The sequence below is a fragment of the Cryobacterium sinapicolor genome (genome assembly GCF_004403465.1).
Taxonomy (GTDB): domain Bacteria; phylum Actinomycetota; class Actinomycetes; order Actinomycetales; family Microbacteriaceae; genus Cryobacterium; species Cryobacterium sinapicolor.
Map to the genome: position 1 here is coordinate 32,750 of NZ_SOGQ01000012.1, position 17,903 is coordinate 50,652.

The 17,903-nt window shown below is 63.2% G+C and carries 21 protein-coding genes; all 21 read left to right on the forward strand.

Annotated features, from left to right (window positions below; genetic code table 11):
* Positions 1–44 precede the first annotated feature (44 nt).
* Positions 45–485, forward strand: a complete 441-nt coding sequence (locus tag E3T28_RS17690; RefSeq protein WP_134427390.1) for a type IV pilus modification PilV family protein — start codon at positions 45–47, stop codon at positions 483–485.
* Positions 482–1,063, forward strand: a complete 582-nt coding sequence (locus E3T28_RS17695; RefSeq protein ID WP_166786898.1) for a PulJ/GspJ family protein — start codon at positions 482–484, stop codon at positions 1,061–1,063. Before E3T28_RS17690 ends, E3T28_RS17695 begins: the two co-directional genes overlap by 4 nt.
* The gene (locus E3T28_RS01895) at positions 1,054–2,502 is read left to right on the forward strand and encodes a hypothetical protein (RefSeq protein WP_135102465.1); all 1,449 of its coding nucleotides are present in this window, start codon (positions 1,054–1,056) and stop codon (positions 2,500–2,502) included. The genes E3T28_RS17695 and E3T28_RS01895 overlap by 10 nt, the downstream gene beginning before the upstream one ends.
* The gene (locus E3T28_RS01900; protein WP_134427396.1) at positions 2,499–3,323 is read left to right on the forward strand and encodes a prepilin peptidase; all 825 of its coding nucleotides are present in this window, start codon (positions 2,499–2,501) and stop codon (positions 3,321–3,323) included. Before E3T28_RS01895 ends, E3T28_RS01900 begins: the two co-directional genes overlap by 4 nt.
* A gap of 37 nt (positions 3,324–3,360) precedes the next feature.
* On the forward strand, positions 3,361–4,410 hold the full coding sequence (pilM, locus tag E3T28_RS01905) for a type IV pilus assembly protein PilM (RefSeq protein ID WP_134427399.1): 1,050 nt from the start codon (positions 3,361–3,363) through the stop codon (positions 4,408–4,410).
* The gene (locus E3T28_RS01910) at positions 4,407–5,072 is read left to right on the forward strand and encodes a hypothetical protein (RefSeq protein ID WP_134427402.1); all 666 of its coding nucleotides are present in this window, start codon (positions 4,407–4,409) and stop codon (positions 5,070–5,072) included. Before pilM ends, E3T28_RS01910 begins: the two co-directional genes overlap by 4 nt.
* Before the next feature lie 2 nt (positions 5,073–5,074).
* Entirely contained in the window at positions 5,075–5,830 is a 756-nt protein-coding gene (locus tag E3T28_RS01915; protein WP_134427405.1) for a hypothetical protein, read from the forward strand.
* A gap of 92 nt (positions 5,831–5,922) precedes the next feature.
* Entirely contained in the window at positions 5,923–6,915 is a 993-nt protein-coding gene (locus E3T28_RS01920) for a hypothetical protein (protein WP_134427408.1), read from the forward strand.
* 63 nt (positions 6,916–6,978) lie between these two features.
* Complete coding sequence (locus E3T28_RS01925) at positions 6,979–7,488, forward strand: DUF6121 family protein (RefSeq protein WP_134427411.1); 510 nt, start codon at positions 6,979–6,981, stop codon at positions 7,486–7,488.
* 59 nt (positions 7,489–7,547) lie between these two features.
* Positions 7,548–8,201: a spermidine/putrescine ABC transporter substrate-binding protein gene (locus E3T28_RS01930; protein ID WP_134427414.1), complete on the forward strand. Its 654-nt coding sequence runs from the start codon at positions 7,548–7,550 to the stop codon at positions 8,199–8,201.
* Positions 8,202–8,522: 321 nt separating this feature from the next.
* A complete protein-coding gene (gene rpsL / locus E3T28_RS01935) occupies positions 8,523–8,897 on the forward strand; it encodes a 30S ribosomal protein S12 (protein WP_055811472.1) in 375 nt (124 codons plus the stop codon).
* Positions 8,897–9,367, forward strand: coding sequence for a 30S ribosomal protein S7 (rpsG, locus tag E3T28_RS01940; protein WP_066597688.1), 471 nt, complete (start codon positions 8,897–8,899; stop codon positions 9,365–9,367). Before rpsL ends, rpsG begins: the two co-directional genes overlap by 1 nt.
* Before the next feature lie 134 nt (positions 9,368–9,501).
* Positions 9,502–11,616: an elongation factor G gene (fusA, locus tag E3T28_RS01945; protein ID WP_134427417.1), complete on the forward strand. Its 2,115-nt coding sequence runs from the start codon at positions 9,502–9,504 to the stop codon at positions 11,614–11,616.
* Positions 11,617–11,760: 144 nt separating this feature from the next.
* Positions 11,761–12,954 carry an elongation factor Tu gene (tuf, locus tag E3T28_RS01950; protein WP_104171753.1) on the forward strand — a complete coding sequence of 398 codons (1,194 nt, stop codon included), beginning with the start codon at positions 11,761–11,763 and terminating at the stop codon, positions 12,952–12,954.
* A gap of 166 nt (positions 12,955–13,120) precedes the next feature.
* Positions 13,121–13,351, forward strand: a complete 231-nt coding sequence (locus E3T28_RS01955; RefSeq protein ID WP_134427420.1) for an Rv0909 family putative TA system antitoxin — start codon at positions 13,121–13,123, stop codon at positions 13,349–13,351.
* 212 nt (positions 13,352–13,563) lie between these two features.
* Positions 13,564–14,544 (forward strand): hypothetical protein, encoded by a 981-nt coding sequence (locus E3T28_RS01960; protein ID WP_134427423.1) that lies wholly within the window; start codon positions 13,564–13,566, stop codon positions 14,542–14,544.
* Between the two features lie 553 nt (positions 14,545–15,097).
* Positions 15,098–15,406, forward strand: a complete 309-nt coding sequence (rpsJ, locus tag E3T28_RS01965; protein ID WP_035834607.1) for a 30S ribosomal protein S10 — start codon at positions 15,098–15,100, stop codon at positions 15,404–15,406.
* A gap of 8 nt (positions 15,407–15,414) precedes the next feature.
* Positions 15,415–16,074 (forward strand): 50S ribosomal protein L3, encoded by a 660-nt coding sequence (gene rplC / locus E3T28_RS01970; protein ID WP_134363320.1) that lies wholly within the window; start codon positions 15,415–15,417, stop codon positions 16,072–16,074.
* A 4-nt stretch (positions 16,075–16,078) separates the two neighbouring features.
* On the forward strand, positions 16,079–16,729 hold the full coding sequence (gene rplD / locus E3T28_RS01975) for a 50S ribosomal protein L4 (protein WP_134369263.1): 651 nt from the start codon (positions 16,079–16,081) through the stop codon (positions 16,727–16,729).
* Positions 16,729–17,031, forward strand: coding sequence for a 50S ribosomal protein L23 (gene rplW, locus E3T28_RS01980; RefSeq protein ID WP_104100968.1), 303 nt, complete (start codon positions 16,729–16,731; stop codon positions 17,029–17,031). Before rplD ends, rplW begins: the two co-directional genes overlap by 1 nt.
* A gap of 25 nt (positions 17,032–17,056) precedes the next feature.
* Entirely contained in the window at positions 17,057–17,896 is an 840-nt protein-coding gene (gene rplB, locus E3T28_RS01985; protein ID WP_104100967.1) for a 50S ribosomal protein L2, read from the forward strand.
* The last annotated feature ends 7 nt before the right edge of the window (positions 17,897–17,903 follow it).

Below are 17,903 nucleotides of genomic sequence, written 5' to 3' on the forward strand. Positions count from 1 at the left end.
CCCACCTTAACTACTACCCGCCCCTACTTCGCGGGAGGTCAATCATGAAGCCCCTATGTTCCCACCTGCGCCTTCTCGGCGGCCGCGACCCGGGCTTGGGTCTAGTCGAAATCCTCGTCTCCATGATGATTCTCGCGATCTTGGCCGTCGCTGTCCTGCCAGTCCTAGTCCAAGGGCTGCGAACCTCCGGCAGCAACGCAACGCTGGCAACGGCGAGTCAGTTCGCCGGGCAAGAACTCGACCTGGTTCGAAGATATAATTCCGATTGCTCCACGGTCAGCACATTTGATGACGTACCTACGCGAGTCGCAGCTGACGCACGCGGCGTGTCTCTCGAGATCCGGCGCTCCGTTGGCGCCTGCCCGGCCGCTACTGCCTACCCGGGTGTAGTGCGGGTCAGCGTCGAAATCACCCGCGCGGGCATTCCATCGCCCATCCTCGCCAAAGCGACTACATTCGTGCTGCTCGAAGGGGCTGCGCCGTGATCCGCCGCCTACACGATTCCGATCGCGGGTTCACTCTGATCGAGCTGGTTGTGTCATTGGCAATCGGCGTACTCGGTTTGGTCATCGTCGGAGGCATGCTGATAGGCACGATGAAAGCACAATCGAGCGTTCGAGAGGCAGCTCAATCGAGTAACACTGGCCAGCTCGTCTCCAAAGCGCTTACCCGCGACGTGCGCGCGGCGCGTGAGTTGAGGGCCACACCCTCTTCCGCCGGTACATGCTTGTTGCGCCTCACGGTTGTTGATAACGCCCTTGCGACGCCGGTATCAGTGCGCTATGTGGCCTGGTATTTCGGTAACGGGGAAATTCGCTCCACGCGTTCAGCATCCGCGATCGCGGTTCCAGCTTCCCCTAGTGACGTCGCGACTTGGACGTTATTTGCTTCCGGGGTCAGCCGGGCAAATTCAACGCCGGTGTTCAGCGCGAGTGGCCCTCAAGTCGTGCTCAGTTTCAGGGTTGCTGGCTCCTCCGGTGCGCCCGTTCTCATACAAACGACTGCAGCCAGCCGACAACCGATGCCTACACCAGGCCCAGGAGTGAGCCCGCCATGTTCATAACCAGAGAACTGTCTCGAGTCCGTCGTGGTGAACGCGGGAGTGCACTGGTGGCGGTGTTGGGTCTCATGATCGTCCTCTCGATCGTGACAATAACGATTGGCGCGGTGACTGTTCAATCAGCAGGAACGACGACCTCGTCCCGCGCCGGCGTGCAATCCCATGCGGCCGCAGACGCCGGCATCGATGTTGCTCTCGCGCGGCTGAAGACCACAAACGGCTGCACGACGGGGGGGAACGTTCTGACCTCGACAGTGGTGCCCGTCTTCACCTCGACAATCGGCTATTCGTTGAACGCCGGGTCGACCTGGACAAACGGGTGTCCGCCGGTCAGCGCGACCCACGTTCGCATTACGTCTGTCGGAACTGCCGAGCAGCTCGGTGTAGCGCGGGCCAGCTCAGGGGACAAGAGCACAGTTCAGGCCATCTACAAGTGGGTGCCGATCATCGTTCAGGTACCCATCGATGGAGCCGCCGTGTACGCCAACTCCGTCGATGGGGTCCTCAAGAAGTTCAACCTCAGTTCGGCGGACAACAGCGTTGCGACGTCTGTAATGGTGAAAACGGGCGACGTCGAATGCACGAACAACGCAAAGATCGGTGGTGATTTGATCCTGGGTGATGGCAACGCGAAGCTGAATGCGTGCGACGTAGCGGGGAAAATTCATGTCAATGGCAACGTCGTCATTGACTCGAGCAACGTCGGCGGGTCAATTTGGGCGACCGGGACGCTCTCCATTGCGGGCAGTACTTACAACACTGCGACCGTTAGGTCCGGCGCAACGGTGCCCATTCCTGCGATCCCGAACTGGACCGATATCAAGTGGGATCCCGCGCAATGGACCGGGATGGGGTACAACATCGTCAATTGGACAGGCTCGTGCGACATCAGCAAGAACAACGCGGCGGGTACAAAGTGGGCACAGATCGCGACCTACATCACGCCAACCGTCGTCAATTTCTTGAACGCGTGCCCCAACGTCCCGGTGACGACCAGCAATAGCATGGACTATGTCGATCTGAAATCGAACATCGTGTTGGTGGCGAACCAGTTCACGTTCGACAAGCTGTATTTCACCAACCTGAGCCTCCCCGTAACGCCGCGCACGCTGACCTTCCTTGTTCCTGACGACGTGCCTGATGGGCAACCAACCTGCAGCCCTACCGCTCCGAGCACCCTGAAGGGCGATATCTTCCTGACAAACGAAACAGATTTCGGAACCAATATCGCAGCGATGGTCTATACACCATGCAAGATCCGGAGCAATCGCAACGGCTTCCGTGGTCAGTTGTATGGGGGGGAGGTGGAGTTCAACCAACAGGCCTCCCTTGAATTTGTACCCGTTGGTGTGCAAGGGATCGATCTAAGTGGCGGCCTGACGAATCCCGTTCAAACGGGAGCGAAATTGGGCGATCCTCTCAGCACGCTGGATGTTGGGTGATTTACGCAGTACTCCCGCTGGTCGGTGCGGGAATCTTCGGGGCATTGATCGGCTCTTTCCTTAACGTTGTGATTTTCCGCGTTCCTGCCGGGCGGTCCATCATTGCACCGCCCAGCGCGTGCGGCTCATGTGGTGCCGGTATCCGCCCCTGGGATAACGTTCCCGTGCTCTCGTGGGTGCTTCTGCGTGGTCGATGCCGGGATTGCGCGGCATCGATTTCCGCAAGGTACCCCCTTGTCGAACTGGGCACGGCTCTGTTCTTCGTGGTCGTTGCCATTCACTTTCTTAGCGCACCATCCGACGTTCCCGGTGCAGGCGCCGCGGTCTTCACGGTCCTCGCGTACCTGTATCTGGCCGCAGTCAGCGTCACGCTCGCACTGATCGACTTCGACACTCATACGTTGCCCAACCGGATCGTGCTGCCGACCTATCTGGTTGGTTTTGCGCTGCTCGGCGGGGCAGCAGTCGCTGGCGGTGATCCCTCTGCGCTGATACGGGGGATATTGGGGCTCGCCATCCTTTGGGCTATCTACCTGGGCCTCGCGCTCATCTACCCAGGAGGAATGGGCTTCGGCGACGTCAAACTTGCCGGCGTCCTCGGACTATTTCTCGGTTGCCTCGGCTGGGGAGAGCTCATAGTCGGGGGTTTTGCGGCATTCTTGCTGGGGGGCATCTTCGGCCTTGGACTGCTACTGACGAAACGCGCCAGCCGGAAAAGCGGGATTCCGTTCGGCCCGTGGATGCTGGGCGGGGCCTGGGTCGGAATCTTCTTCGGGGATCAGCTGTGGCAAGGCTACTTGTCGCTCCTCGGTGTGGCGTAGCAATGACTATCAAATAGGTTAGAGAGAGCAGGATGCAGTGGCAACGAGCGTCGTAGGGATTGACATCGGCAGCGCCGCGCTTCGGGCCGTGGAATTGGCCGATCCGGCCAAGGCGAAGCCGACTTTACTGCGGTACTTCGAGGTCCCGTTGCCCGACGGTGCCGTCAGCCGCGGTGAGGTGCTTGAGCCGAACACGGTCGCGGGCGCACTCAAGCTGTTGTGGTCTCAGGGCGGATTCAAGTCGAAGGACGTCGTACTCGGGATGGGAAACCAGCGAGTGCTCGCCCGCGACCTGACCGTTCCGAAGATGTCGCTGAACCGCATCCGTGAGTCCTTGCCGTTCGAAGTGCAGGACATGCTTCCAGTCCCCGTCGCGGACGCCCTCCTTGACTTCTATCCCATCTCTGAATCGACCGGGCAGAACGGGCTGGTTGTTAACGGTCTGCTCATTGCGGCCGTGAAAGAAGCAGTGCTGGGCAACGTCAAGGCCGCCCAGTTAGCCGGGCTGACTACAGTTGACGTTGATCTCATCCCGTTCGCACTCAGCCGGGTGCTGGTGACCCGCCCGCAAATCACGGGCACGGTTGCCCTCCTCGATCTAGGGGGAAACACCAGCAGCGTCGTGATCATCAAGGATGGAGTTCCCCAGTTCGTGAGAATCATCCCGACGGGCGGCGACGACCTCACCGAGGCTCTCCGCAACGGGCTTGAAGTGGACGCGGTGCAGGCCGAATCGATCAAACGCACCCGGGGGTTAGCCACGGGCGCCGTTCCGTCGGCGGACCAGCCGGCAATCGAAATCATCTATCAGGTGACGAGTGAACTGTTGACGAGTCTCCGCAACACCATCAACTACTACGGAAATACACGGCCGGCTGATCAGGTGCAGCGGATTGTACTCACCGGGGGAGGATCGCTCCTCAACGGCTTTGCCGCAGCGTTGGCGGAATTGACGCGCTTGGACGTTTCGATGGCGGATCCGTTCTCGACAGTGTCTTTGGCCCGTTCGGTTGACGAAAAGGCGCTGCGAGGAAGCAGCTCAGCTTTCACTGTCGCGCTGGGCCTTGCGTTGGGGAGCGCAACATGAGTGGCGACAAACGCAAAGAGACACTGGTCATCGGCGGAGAACCGCGGGTAGACCTGCTTCCGATTGAGGTCCGAAAGGAACGCACAGCGAAAGTTATGCGCAGGCGCCTCGCTCTCGGCGTAGTGGGCGTGCTTGCTCTCGTGATCGTCGGATCCGTCGCAGCAACGGCCTTGTCCTTAGAAGCTCAAATGCGCTTGGCGGACGAGCAGGCGCGTACGGCCGGTCTCCTGGTAGAGCAGTCGAAGTACATCGAAGTGCGGAAGGTGCAAGACCAGGTCACCCTCGTCGAGGCGGCTCAGCAGGTCGGCTCTTCAACGGAGATCGACTGGAAGAAATACCTTGAGAACGTTCAAGCGACCCTGCCCCCGGGCGTGACGATTGACGGCATCGCCGTCGATTCGGCCTCGCCGCTCGCGATCTATGATCAGCCGACCCTGCCACTACAGGGTGCGCGCGTCGCCACGGTTGGCTTCACTGCGACAAGCGCTGTTCTTCCCGATGTTCCGACCTGGCTGAACGCGCTCGCGACGTTGCCGGGGTATGCCGACGCCCTTCCGAGTTCGGCCAACCTGGACGAGGCAACCAACACCTACAAAGTGAATATCACTATGCACATCAACGACGCCGCCTTCTCGAAGCGCTTCGCGACGGAAGGCAAGTAGCCATGGACAAGAACCGGCTCTGGATGATCGGCTCCGCGCTGATGATGGTTCTCGTCATTGCGCTGGGCTGGGTCATCGGCCTCCAGCCCCAGTTTGCGGCTATCGCGACTGCGAACGATCAGCGTGTTTCAGTCGAGCAGACCAATGTGGGCCACCGGGCTTCCCTGGCCAAGCTCAAGGAAGACTTCAAGGGAATCGACGGTCTCAATCAAAAACTTGCGTCTCTGAACAAGTCCGTTCCGTCTGGCACCAACGCGCCTGACTACGTCGATCAGCTCGACGCCCTGGCGAACGCGAACCAGGTCACCCTCAAGGGCCTCACCATCGCCGATGCGGAGGCCTACACACCCGTTGCACTCGTGGCCCCCGTTGCGCCCGCGGCCGAAGCCGGGGCCCCCGAGCCCAGCCCGGCTCCAACAGCGACCCCGGCACCGACTGCCGCACCGGGATCCCCGCCCGTAACCAACGCCGGAATCACGGCATCCAATTTCGCTTCGCTCTCGGTCCAGATCACTGTGTCGGGGACCTACAGCAACGTGCTCAATTTCGTGAACGGCCTGCAGATGGGCCCGAGACTATTCCTCGTTACTGGTCTGACTACGACTTCAGCGACGTTGAGTTCGGCGCCCGTCGGTGGCACCGCGGCACCGCAGCCGTCTGCCGAACCTGGAAACGATGGCCTCGTCGACGGGTCGATTTCGGGCCTCATCTACTCGATCGTGGCATCACCTGCCCCGCTTGCAGTCACGGGAGAATAGGGCGCCGCGTCCGGCCGAGCCTCCCCCGACCGGGGAGTCGCATTGCTACAGTTGCTCCTGACCGTTACGGCCTCGGCCACAAGGAGCGCATCATGAGTAACACCACACCCCCCGAGGGCAACCGCAACTACGACCACGACCCGGAACCGGTCGACAACGTCGGCCACGCCGAGCACACGGATGCCCCCGACTACACCGGGTCAGGCTCACACTCCGCGCCGGCCGACTCAGGCGACGCGACCGACGCTGCAACTCTGGCACCGGCATCCGCTCACGGCGAGCCCGTCGGCGAACCCGTCTCCTACGACGCCCCCGAGACCCATACTCCCGCTCCTGGCACCCACGACGCCTCCCGTGAGCCCGCGACGGCCGCCTACGTGCCCGCCGCCTCCGTGAACAGCACTCCTGCGAACAGCACCGCTTCGAACAGCACGGCCGAGACCCAGCGCATCGACCCGGTCGACACCCGGGCCGACGCTCCCACCGCGTCCCACACCCCCACGAACACCACAGTTCAGCCCCCCATCTACATCCAGGCGCCGACCGCTCCGAAGTACAAGAGCAACCGCGGCCCCGGCGTCGTGATCGCGTTGCTCTCCACCGTGATCTTCGCGGTGCTCTACGCGCTCGTCGCCTTCGCCCTCTCCGGCATCGGCAGCCTGTCGATCTCCGAAACGGCCACGAAGTTCACCGAGTTCATCGTGCTGCCCATCTTCTACGTGCCGGTCATCTTCTTCTTCGTCGCGTTCGCCCTGCTGGTGCTGCTCGTGAACCGCGGCGGCTGGTGGGCCTACGTGCTCTTCGGCTTCCTGGTGGCCGTGGTCGTCTACTTCTCCTACATCGGGGCGGCGCTCCTGAGCGTGCAGGCGTGGAACTTCACGCCCGACCAGGCCGCACGCTTTATCAGCCAGCAGTGGCTGAACCCGGGAGCCATCGCCGCCGCGATCGTCGCCCGCGAGGTGCCGATCTGGGCCGGCGCCTGGATCGCCCGCAACGGCCGCTCCATCACCGAACGCAACGCCGCATCGAAGGCCGAGTACGACCGCGTCCTCGCCGCCGGACCGCAGGGCATCCGCAGCAACTAGTCGGTCGACGCCCGGCGCACACCACGCGCCGGGCCCCGGCAGGCACGCCAGCAAGGGGGAGCGATGCGGGACTACCAGCAATACGCGACGGTCGTCGCCGTCTTCGCCGCGGTGCTCCTCGCCGCGCTCCTCGTCGCGGCCTTCGGCCTGATCAGCCTGCTGGTCGACACGGATGTCATCAGTGACCCGAACGCCGGACCCCTCGTCGGGCCGATCATGACCGCCGCCGCCGTGGTGCTGGTGCTCATCCTGATGCTCCTCCTGGGGTTGCGCACCAGGCCGGAGAACCAGCGGATCGCCGTCGGGTACTCCCTGGGCACCGGATTCGCCGCGATCGGGGTCTTCGTTCTGGTGGGCGGGGTGCTCTACGCGCTCGGCACCGGCGTGCCGGCCGACACCGCCGGGCTCCCGGGCGACAGCGTCGGGTTCGCGGCCTCGGTGCTGCTGGGCCCGTTCGCGGTGACCACTGGCATCCTCGCCTTCATCATCACCCTGCTCTACTCGCTGGTCCTGGCCTCACGGATGCCCGAACGCGGCCCGCCGAAATGGCCGTGGGAACGCGATGATGACTGAGATGCCGGCCTAGAAATTCACCGACCGCGCAGCGGCTCGATCGAGTACCCTTGATGTCCATGGACGGTTCCATCGAGTCGCGGGTCAGCCATCAGGTTGACGACTGGCTGACCTGGCTGCCCCGGTGGCGCCCGGGCACGCATCGCGGCCGCACCCGACTGTGCCGCACCTGCTTCGGGTCGCCGGTCATCGCGGCCGCTGGCCTGACGACAGATGTCCCGCACGCCGTGCAGCACGCCCTCGCCATGCGCCTGAAGCACTTGATCGACGCAGAGGTCGACGAGTTCACCGAGACGCACTTGCCGCTGTTGAGCCGGGAGATCCAGCTGAACGAGGAGCGCAAGGCCGCGTCGGCCTACCACCCGGCCGAGGGCCTCGACCCGGCCTACACCGGCCTCGACCTCGACCCGCCGGCCGCGCCCGACGCCCCCTACCTGTTCACGTTCGCCGAACTCGCCCGGCCGGAGGCATCCGTCGCCGCGCCCCTCGCCCCGGCTCCCTTGACCGACGCGGAGAAGGCGGCCATCCGCGCCGAGGTCGCCCGCGCCGACGCACACGCCGCCCTGGTCGGCGGCCGGGTCTGCGCCGAGCTGGTTCGGCACCGCGAACGGATGCGCACCGCCGTCGCCGAATTCGTCGAACCCTGGGTGCTCGCTCTCCTCGCCGACCTCGACACCGCGCTCGATTCCCCGCTCTGGCCCCGGAGCATCTGAACAACTCCTGAACGAACCCCTCGGACCATGTGATCCATTTGACCGGGTTGCCACCGCCGAGTTAGTATTTCGGGGTGTGCGCTGTGTCGTGCGCTTGAGTTATGCCATCGCGATCTTGTCGTGCCGCACCTTAGGCGCCTCGATCTGGCACTCACACAGGGTTTGCTCTCCGAGCAGCCCCCACGGCATACCTGCCTCAGCTTGCGGAATTCATTCCGTGTGTCGGTGGGTCCAGATGAACTCGATCGGGCCGGAAACGGATCGATTCGAATGCTAACCATCAATGAGCTGTCACCGTGCAGCAATAACAAGGAGTAATTAGTGCCCACCATTCAGCAGTTGGTACGAAAGGGCCGCAGCCCCAAGGTCACCAAGACCAAGGCGCCCGCCCTGAAGTCCAACCCCCAGCAGCGCGGCGTGTGCACCCGTGTTTACACGACCACGCCGAAGAAGCCGAACTCGGCTCTCCGCAAGGTCGCCCGCGTCAAGCTGTCGAACGGTACCGAGGTCACCGCCTACATCCCCGGCGAGGGTCACAACCTGCAGGAGCACTCCATGGTGCTCGTCCGCGGTGGTCGTGTTAAGGACCTCCCCGGTGTTCGATACAAGATCGTTCGCGGCGCACTGGACACCCAGGCCGTCAAGAACCGCAAGCAGGCTCGTAGCCGCTACGGCGCCAAGATGGAGAAGAAGTAATGCCTCGTAAAGGCCCAGCGCCCAAGCGTCCCGTTATCGCTGACCCGGTATACGGCGCCCCGATCGTCTCCCAGCTCGTCAACAAGATCCTCCTCGACGGCAAAAAGGGCCTCGCCGAGCGCATCGTTTACGATGCACTCGAAGGCGTCGTTGCCAAGAACGGTGCGGATGCCGTCGTCACGCTGAAGAAGGCACTCGACAACGTTCGCCCGACCCTCGAGGTGCGTTCGCGCCGCGTCGGTGGTTCCACCTACCAGGTGCCCGTCGAAGTGAAGCCGCACCGCGCCAACACCCTGGCTCTGCGCTGGTTGACCAGCTACGCCAAGGCCCGTCGCGAGAAGACGATGACCGAGCGTCTCACCAACGAAATCCTCGACGCATCCAACGGCCTCGGTGCCGCTGTGAAGCGCCGCGAGGACACGCACAAGATGGCCGAGGCGAACAAGGCCTTCGCACACTACCGCTGGTAGTCGCGTTCCGGAGTCCGGGCTCTTGGTGATGGAGCCTGTCGAGATCGAATCTCGACAAGCTCGATCACCGAAGCCCGGATATCGGATGCCCTGTTTCGCCCCAAGCACCATAAGCAAACTTCCGGAGGACCCCCGTGGCACTTGACGTGCTCACCGACCTGAGTAAGGTCCGCAACATCGGCATCATGGCTCACATTGATGCTGGCAAGACCACCGTCACTGAGCGCATCCTGTATTACACGGGTGTCAATCACAAGATCGGCGAGACGCACGACGGCGCCTCGACCATGGACTGGATGGCGCAGGAGCAGGAACGTGGCATCACCATCACGTCTGCCGCGACGACCTGTTTCTGGGCTGAAAACCAGATCAACATCATCGACACCCCCGGCCACGTCGACTTCACCGTCGAGGTGGAGCGTTCGCTCCGCGTCCTCGACGGCGCTGTCGCAGTGTTCGACGGCAAAGAGGGCGTTGAGCCCCAGTCCGAGACCGTCTGGCGCCAGGCCGACAAGTACGACGTGCCCCGCATCTGCTTCGTCAACAAGATGGACAAGCTCGGCGCCGACTTCTTCTACACGGTCGACACGATCGTCAAGCGCCTCGGCGCGAAGCCGCTCGTCATCCAGCTGCCCATCGGCGCCGAGAACACCTTCGAAGGCGTTGTCGACCTCGTCGAAATGCGCGCACTGACCTGGCGTGGCGACTCCAAGGGTGACGTCGAGATGGGCTCCAAGTACGCCATCGAAGAGATCCCCGCCGACCTCATCGAGCAGGCTGCGGAGTACCGCAAGCTGCTCCTCGAGACCGTCGCCGAGACCGACGACGACCTCATGGAGAAGTACTTCTCCGGCGAAGAGCTCACCGTCTCCGAGATCAAGCACGCGATTCGGGGGCTCACGGTCGCCAGCGAGATCTACCCCGTCCTCTGCGGTTCCGCGTTCAAGAACCGTGGCGTTCAGCCGATGCTTGACGCAGTCGTCGACTACCTCCCCACCCCGCTCGACGTGCCGGCCATCGAGGCCCACGACGCGCGCGATGAGGAAAAGGTCATCATGCGTCACCCCGACGCGACGGAGCCGTTCACGGCCCTCGCGTTCAAGGTCGCCGTCCACCCGTTCTTCGGTCGTCTGACCTACGTTCGCGTGTACTCCGGTCACCTTGACTCCGGTGCCCAGGTCGTCAACTCGACCAAGGGTAAGAAGGAGCGCATCGGCAAGATCTTCCAGATGCACGCCAACAAGGAGAACCCGGTGGCCTTCGTGACCGCCGGTCACATCTACGCGGTCATCGGCCTCAAGGACACCACCACAGGCGACACCCTGTGCGACCCGAACGCGCAGGTCGTGCTCGAGTCGATGACGTTCCCTGACCCGGTCATCGAGGTTGCGATCGAACCGAAGACGAAGCAGGACCAGGAAAAGCTGGGTCTCGCGATCCAGAAGCTGGCCGAAGAGGACCCGACCTTCCGCACCGAGCAGAACCAGGAAACTGGTCAGACGGTCATCAAGGGAATGGGCGAGCTTCACCTGGACATCCTGGTCGACCGGATGCGCCGTGAATTCAACGTCGAGGCCAACGTCGGCAAGCCCCAGGTCGCGTATCGCGAGACCATCCGCAGGGCGGTCGAACGTCACGACTACACGCACAAGAAGCAGACCGGTGGATCCGGGCAGTTCGCGAAGATTCAGATCGCGATCGAGCCGCTCGAGATCACTGCCGATAAGAGCTACGAGTTCGTCAACAAGGTCACGGGTGGCCGCATCCCCCGGGAATACATCCCCTCGGTGGACGCAGGAATCCAGGATGCGCTGCACGTCGGCGTCCTGGCCGGCTACCCGATGGTGGGCGTCAAGGCAAGCCTGCTTGACGGCGCCGCGCACGACGTCGACTCCTCGGAGATGGCGTTCAAGATCGCCGGTTCGATGGGCTTCAAGGAAGCCGTTCGTAAGGCTGACCCTGTCCTGCTCGAGCCGCTGATGGCCGTCGAGGTTCGTACGCCCGAGGAATACATGGGCGACGTCATCGGCGACCTCAACTCGCGTCGTGGACAGATCCAGACCATGGAGGACGCTCAGGGCGTGAAGGTAATTCGCGCCAACGTGCCGCTGTCGGAGATGTTCGGATACATCGGTGACCTGAGGTCGAAGACCTCGGGCCGCGCGGTGTACTCGATGACCTTCGAGAGCTATGCGGAGGTCCCCCGGGCCGTGGCCGAAGAGATCATCCAGAAGAACAAGGGCGAGTAGCCCGCGGCCTTCCGGTCTCTTACGGGCCTTCGGGCCCAAATCGCTTCGGCCTCCCGGCCCTAGTAGCATAAGTACACAAATCCAGCAGTTCCACCGGCCGCAAACCAGCGGTCGATGGAGCCATGAGTCCTAGGAGGACCCACAGTGGCCAAGGCCAAGTTCGAGCGGACCAAGCCGCACGTAAACATCGGAACGATCGGTCACGTTGACCACGGAAAGACCACGCTGACTGCAGCGATCTCCAAGGTCCTCGCCGACACGTACCCGTCCAAGACGAACGTTCAGCGCGACTTCGCGTCGATCGACTCTGCTCCGGAAGAACGCCAGCGCGGTATCACGATCAACATCTCGCACGTCGAGTACGAGACCGAAAAGCGTCACTATGCGCACGTCGACGCACCCGGCCACGCTGACTACATCAAGAACATGATCACCGGTGCTGCTCAGATGGACGGCGCGATCCTCGTGGTTGCCGCTACTGACGGCCCGATGGCTCAGACCCGTGAGCACGTTCTGCTTGCGAAGCAGGTCGGCGTGCCGTCCCTGCTCGTCGCACTGAACAAGTCCGACATGGTTGACGACGAAGAGATCCTTGAGCTCGTCGAGCTCGAGGTTCGCGAACTCCTCTCCGCCCAGGGCTTCGACGGCGACAACGCTCCCGTCGTGCGCGTCTCCGCTCTCAAGGCGCTTGAAGGCGACGAGAAGTGGGTTGGCAACATCCTTGAGCTGATGAAGGCTGTCGACGACTACTTCCCGGAGCCCGTCCGCGACAAGGACAAGCCCTTCCTGATGCCGATCGAGGACGTCTTCACGATCACCGGTCGTGGAACCGTCGTCACCGGCCGCGCCGAGCGTGGAACCCTCAAGATCAACTCCGAGGTCGAGGTTGTCGGCATCCGCCCGACCATCAAGACCACGGTCACTGGTATCGAGATGTTCCACAAGCAGCTCGACGAGGCCTGGGCCGGCGAGAACTGTGGTCTTCTTCTTCGTGGCACCAAGCGCGAAGACGTCGAGCGCGGCCAGGTTGTCGTCAAGCCGGGTTCGGTCACGCCGCACACCGACTTCGAGGGCACCGCGTACATCCTGTCAAAGGATGAGGGTGGGCGTCACAACCCGTTCTACGCGAACTACCGTCCGCAGTTCTACTTCCGCACCACGGACGTCACCGGCGTCATCACGCTGCCTGAGGGCACCGAGATGGTCATGCCCGGCGACACCACCGACATGAACGTCGCGCTGATTCAGCCGATCGCCATGGAAGAAGGCCTCGGCTTCGCCATTCGTGAAGGTGGCCGCACCGTCGGCGCCGGAACGGTGACCAAGATCATCAAGTAGTTCCCTTCGCCGGTTCGGTCACCTCGGTGATCGAGCCGGTCGAGATCAAGGGGTCTGTCCTTCGGACAGGCCCCTTTTTCGTCCCCCTCTACCGGGGCATTTGATCCTGAATCGCCCAGGAACTAGCCTCTCTTAGAACCCCAACCGCCCCAGATCGGAGCACCCCGTGAATTTCAACGACATCAGCCGCAAGGCGCAGGAGTTCCTCAAAACGGAGAAGGGCGAGAAGGTCGCCGACAAGATCCTCGACGGGGGTGCCGCCGCCGCGAACAAGGTCACCGGCAACAAGCACGCCGACAAGATCCAGGATGCCCGCGACAAGGCGGACAAGCACCTCGGCCGCGGTGACGGCCCGACCGACCGCGGCGCGCAAGGCACTGACCCCGACGCACGCTAGCCCGGGCCGAGCTCGCCGCGCTCACCGCTCCGCGGGTCGTGCGCCGGTTCGCGCGTGGCATGCCACCCGCGAACCGGCGCAGTGTCCGCGAGCCGGCGCAGTGTCCGCGAGCCGGCATCCGACCTGTTCTCCACAGGCGCTTCGGCCGGAGCGGAGTGTGCAGGTGCCCGGGTTGAGGCGTTGACGGAGACGCAGCAGTGCACAGTGGCCGGATGCCTGACTCACCTGACGAGCACTTCTCACCCAACGGCCTCCTCCTCTCGTCCGATCTCCGCAGAGCCTTCGGCGCCGACCTTCGTCTCCGCCGCCTCGCGGGCAGAGGCGAATTGCACCGTCTGGCGCGCGGCCAATACATCGACGCCACGCTGTGGGCCGCGCTAAACAGCGATCAGCGGTACGCGCTCCGAGTGCGCGGTGCGGCGGAAACGCGGCAGACCGAACTGGTGCTCTCCCACCAATCCGCTGCCGTTCTGTGGGCACTCCCTACCCTCTTCGGCTGGCCACTCGAGGTTCACTTCCTCACCGAGCGCACCCGGGGCGGTCGCTCCACCCCGGGAATCCGAAAACACGCGACGGGCCTGGACCCGACGGATGTCACCACGGTCAACGGGCTCCTGGTCACCACCATCGAACGCACCGTGATCGACCTGGCGGCCACTCTGGATCTGAAATCCGCGGTGGCCATCGCGGACCGCGCCATTGCGGTGGATCGTACCGGGCGCTTTCGGCCGCTGACCACCAGAGTCAGGCTGCTCGAGACCTGGGAACGGATGCTGCCGTTCCGCGGGTCGGTGCGGGCGCGGGCCGTGATCGACTTCGCCTCGACGCTGTCTGGGTCACCCAACGAGTCTGGAAGCCGCGTCAATGTGGCGCTGAACGGCTTTCCGGAGCCGGTGCTGCAGCATCCGTTCGTTGTCGATGGCAAGACGGTTTTCACCGACTTCTATTGGATCGCCGAGCACTCGGTGGGGGAGGCCGACGGCAAGCGCAAGTACTTCGACCCCGTGATGCTCGACGGCCGGACAACAGCGCAGGTGGTCTACGACGAGAAACGCCGGGAGGATGGCGTGCGACGCCAGGTGCACGCGTTCACCCGCTGGGACTTCCCGGTCGGGATGAGCCAGAGCCGGCTTCGCAGCCGGCTGCTGCAGTTGGGGCTGCCGACCGGACGCCCGCGACTTCAATTTCGGTGAGGTGCGGTGCTTCTCGGTGCTTCCCGGGTGGTGCGCGCATGCTGCGCCGCTGCGCTGGTGGCGTGCCACGCGCGGAGCGGCGCAGCACCCGCGCGAAGTCCGGATAGCAACGGCGACGCGCCCGGGAGGAGCGTCGGTGAAGCCGCGGAACGACGCGGATGTGCCGACACGCCGCGCGCGACACGCCCGGGTTGCACAATGACCCGACCCTGTGGCAGACTCTTCTAGTTCAACACTTTCGACTGCCGCGCTGCACGCGGTGTCGGGATCACTGCCAGGCAGTGCATAGCTTGTGCCGTTCGCCGTAAAAGGCGCCAGGTGCACAGTTAGGCCGCGGGTAGCAGGACATAGCTCAAACCAACAGCCGGGAAAGCTGGGTAAAGCCATGCCTTCCCCCATGCGCGAGTGTGGAGAAGCGGGTTGGCTCGGCGAGACCGCACCGCGGCCCCGCCGAAATTGACAGATGAACAGTGGTGCGACAGCAGCAGTGCTACTACGGCGTCCAATGCAACCCTCGGGATGTAAGAAGCCTTGACAAGAAAGCGAGTTCGACATGGCGGGACAGAAAATCCGCATTCGACTTAAGTCGTATGACCACGAGGTCATCGACATCTCGGCGCGCAAGATCGTCGACACAGTGACCCGCGCGGGTGCGACTGTCGTCGGCCCCGTGCCGCTTCCGACCGAGAAGAACGTGGTGTGTGTCATCCGTTCGCCTCACAAGTACAAGGACAGCCGGGAGCACTTTGAAATGCGCACCCACAAGCGTCTGATCGACATCATTGACCCGACCCCGAAGGCCGTCGACTCGCTCATGCGTCTCGACCTGCCGGCCGACGTCAACATCGAGATCAAGCTCTAGGGCCCGCGATGTCTTACGCAGATACCAAGACCACCAAGGGTCTCCTCGGCAAGAAGCTCGGCATGACGCAGGTATGGGACGAGAACAACAAGCTCGTTCCCGTCACCGTCATCGAGATCTCGCCCAACGTTGTCACCCAGATCCGCAGCAAGGACATCGACGGCTACGCCGGCGTCCAGATCGCTGCTGGGGCCATCGACCCGCGCAAGGTGAACAAGCCTTCCGCCGGACACTTCGAAAAGGCAGGCGTCACGCCTCGCCGCCACCTCACCGAGCTCCGCACTGCGGATGCCGCTGACTACACCCTGGGCCAGGAACTCACCGTTGACGGTGTGTTCGCTGCCGGCACCAAGGTCGACGTCATGGGCACCAGCAAGGGTAAGGGTTTCGCCGGTGTTATGAAGCGTCACAACTTCAAGGGTGTTTCCTCCTCTCACGGTTCGCACCGTAACCACCGCAAGCCCGGTTCCATCGGTGCTTCCTCGACCCCGAGCCGTGTCTTCAAGGGCATGCGCATGGCCGGTCGTATGGGTGGCGAGCGCGTCACTGTGCTGAACCTCAAGGTTCACGCCGTGGATGCCGAGAAGGGCCTCCTGCTGGTCAAGGGTGCCGTTCCCGGCGCCAAGGGCCGCCTCGTATTCGTCCGCAATGCAGTGAAGGGAGCCTAGTCGTATGACTACCTCACTCGATCTCATCGATGCCAAGGGTAAGAAGGCCGGCTCCGTTGAGCTGCCCGCCGAAATCTTTGACGTTCAGACCAACGTCCCGCTGATCCACCAGGTCGTCGTCGCGCAGCTCGCTGCCGCACGTCAGGGAACGCACAAGACCAAGCGTCGTGGCGAAGTTTCCGGCTCCGGCCGCAAGCCGTTCAAGCAGAAGGGAACCGGTCGCGCCCGTCAGGGCTCGATTCGCGCCCCTCAGATGACCGGTGGTGGCATCGTCCACGGACCGACCCCGCGTAACTACGAACAGCGCACTCCCAAGAAGATGATCGCGGCAGCACTGCGCGGATCCCTTTCTGACCGCGCTCGTGGTGACCGCCTGCACGTCGTGACCGCACTCTTCAGCGCCGAGACGCCCAGCACCAAGGGCGCCATCGAGCTGCTCAGCCAGATCGCCAGCAGCAAGCACGTGCTGGTCGTCCTGGAGCGCACCGACGAAATGACGCTGCGCAGCATCCGCAACCTGCCGACGGTGCACGTTCTGCCGTGGGACCAGCTGAATGCCTATGACGTGCTCGTCAGCGACGACATTGTCTTCACCAAGGGCGCGTTCGACGCGTTCGTGGCGAGCAAGACCAAGAAGGAAGAGGTGTCCGCATAATGGCTACCCCGATCAACAAGGATCCCCGCGACGTCATCATCGCTCCGGTCGTCTCTGAGAAGAGCTATGGCCTGATCGACGAGGGCAAGTACACCTTCATCGTGGACCCGCGCTCGAACAAGACCGAAATCAAGCTCGCGATCGAAAAGATCTTCAAGGTGGAGGTCGCTTCGATCAACACCATGAACCGTATCGGCAAGACGCGTCGCACGAAGTTCGGTCAGGGCAAGCGCAAGGACACCAAGCGTGCCATCGTCACGCTCAAGTCCGGTTCCATTGACATCTTCACGGCCGTCGGCTAAGCGGCGCGGACTAGAGGAATAAGAAATGGCTATTCGTAAGTTCAAGCCCACGACTCCCGGTCGTCGCGGTTCATCTGTTGCAGACTTCGCAGAGATCACCCGCTCCACGCCGGAGAAGTCCCTGCTTCGCCCCCTGTCCAAGACCGGTGGCCGTAACAACCAGGGTCGCATCACCACCCGTCACATCGGTGGTGGACACAAGCGCCAGTACCGTCTGATCGACTTCCGTCGTAACGACAAGGACGGCGTCAACGCCAAGGTCGCTCACATCGAGTACGACCCGAACCGCACGGCGCGCATCGCGCTCCTGCACTTCATGGACGGCTCCAAGCGCTACATCATCGCCCCGAACAAGCTGAACCAGGGCGACATCGTAGAGTCGGGCGCCGGTGCTGACATCAAGCCCGGCAACAACCTGCCGCTGAAGAACATCCCCACCGGTACCATCATCCACGCGGTCGAACTGCGTCCGGGCGGTGGCGCCAAGATGGCCCGCTCCGCCGGATCGTCCGTTCGCCTCGTTGCGAAGGATGGCATCTACGCCCAGCTGCGCCTGCCGTCCGGAGAAATCCGCAACGTCGACGCCCGCTGCCGCGCCACGATCGGCGAGGTCGGCAACGCCGAGCAGTCGAACATCAACTGGGGCAAGGCCGGCCGTATGCGCTGGAAAGGCGTTCGCCCGACCGTTCGTGGTGTTGCCATGAACCCGGTCGACCACCCGCACGGTGGTGGTGAGGGTAAGACGTCCGGTGGACGTCACCCCGTCAGCCCTTGGGGCCAGAAAGAAGGGCGTACCCGCCACCCGAACAAGGAAAGCGACAAGCTCATCGTTCGTCGCCGTACCGTCGGCAAGAAGCGTAAGTAGGAGTAGA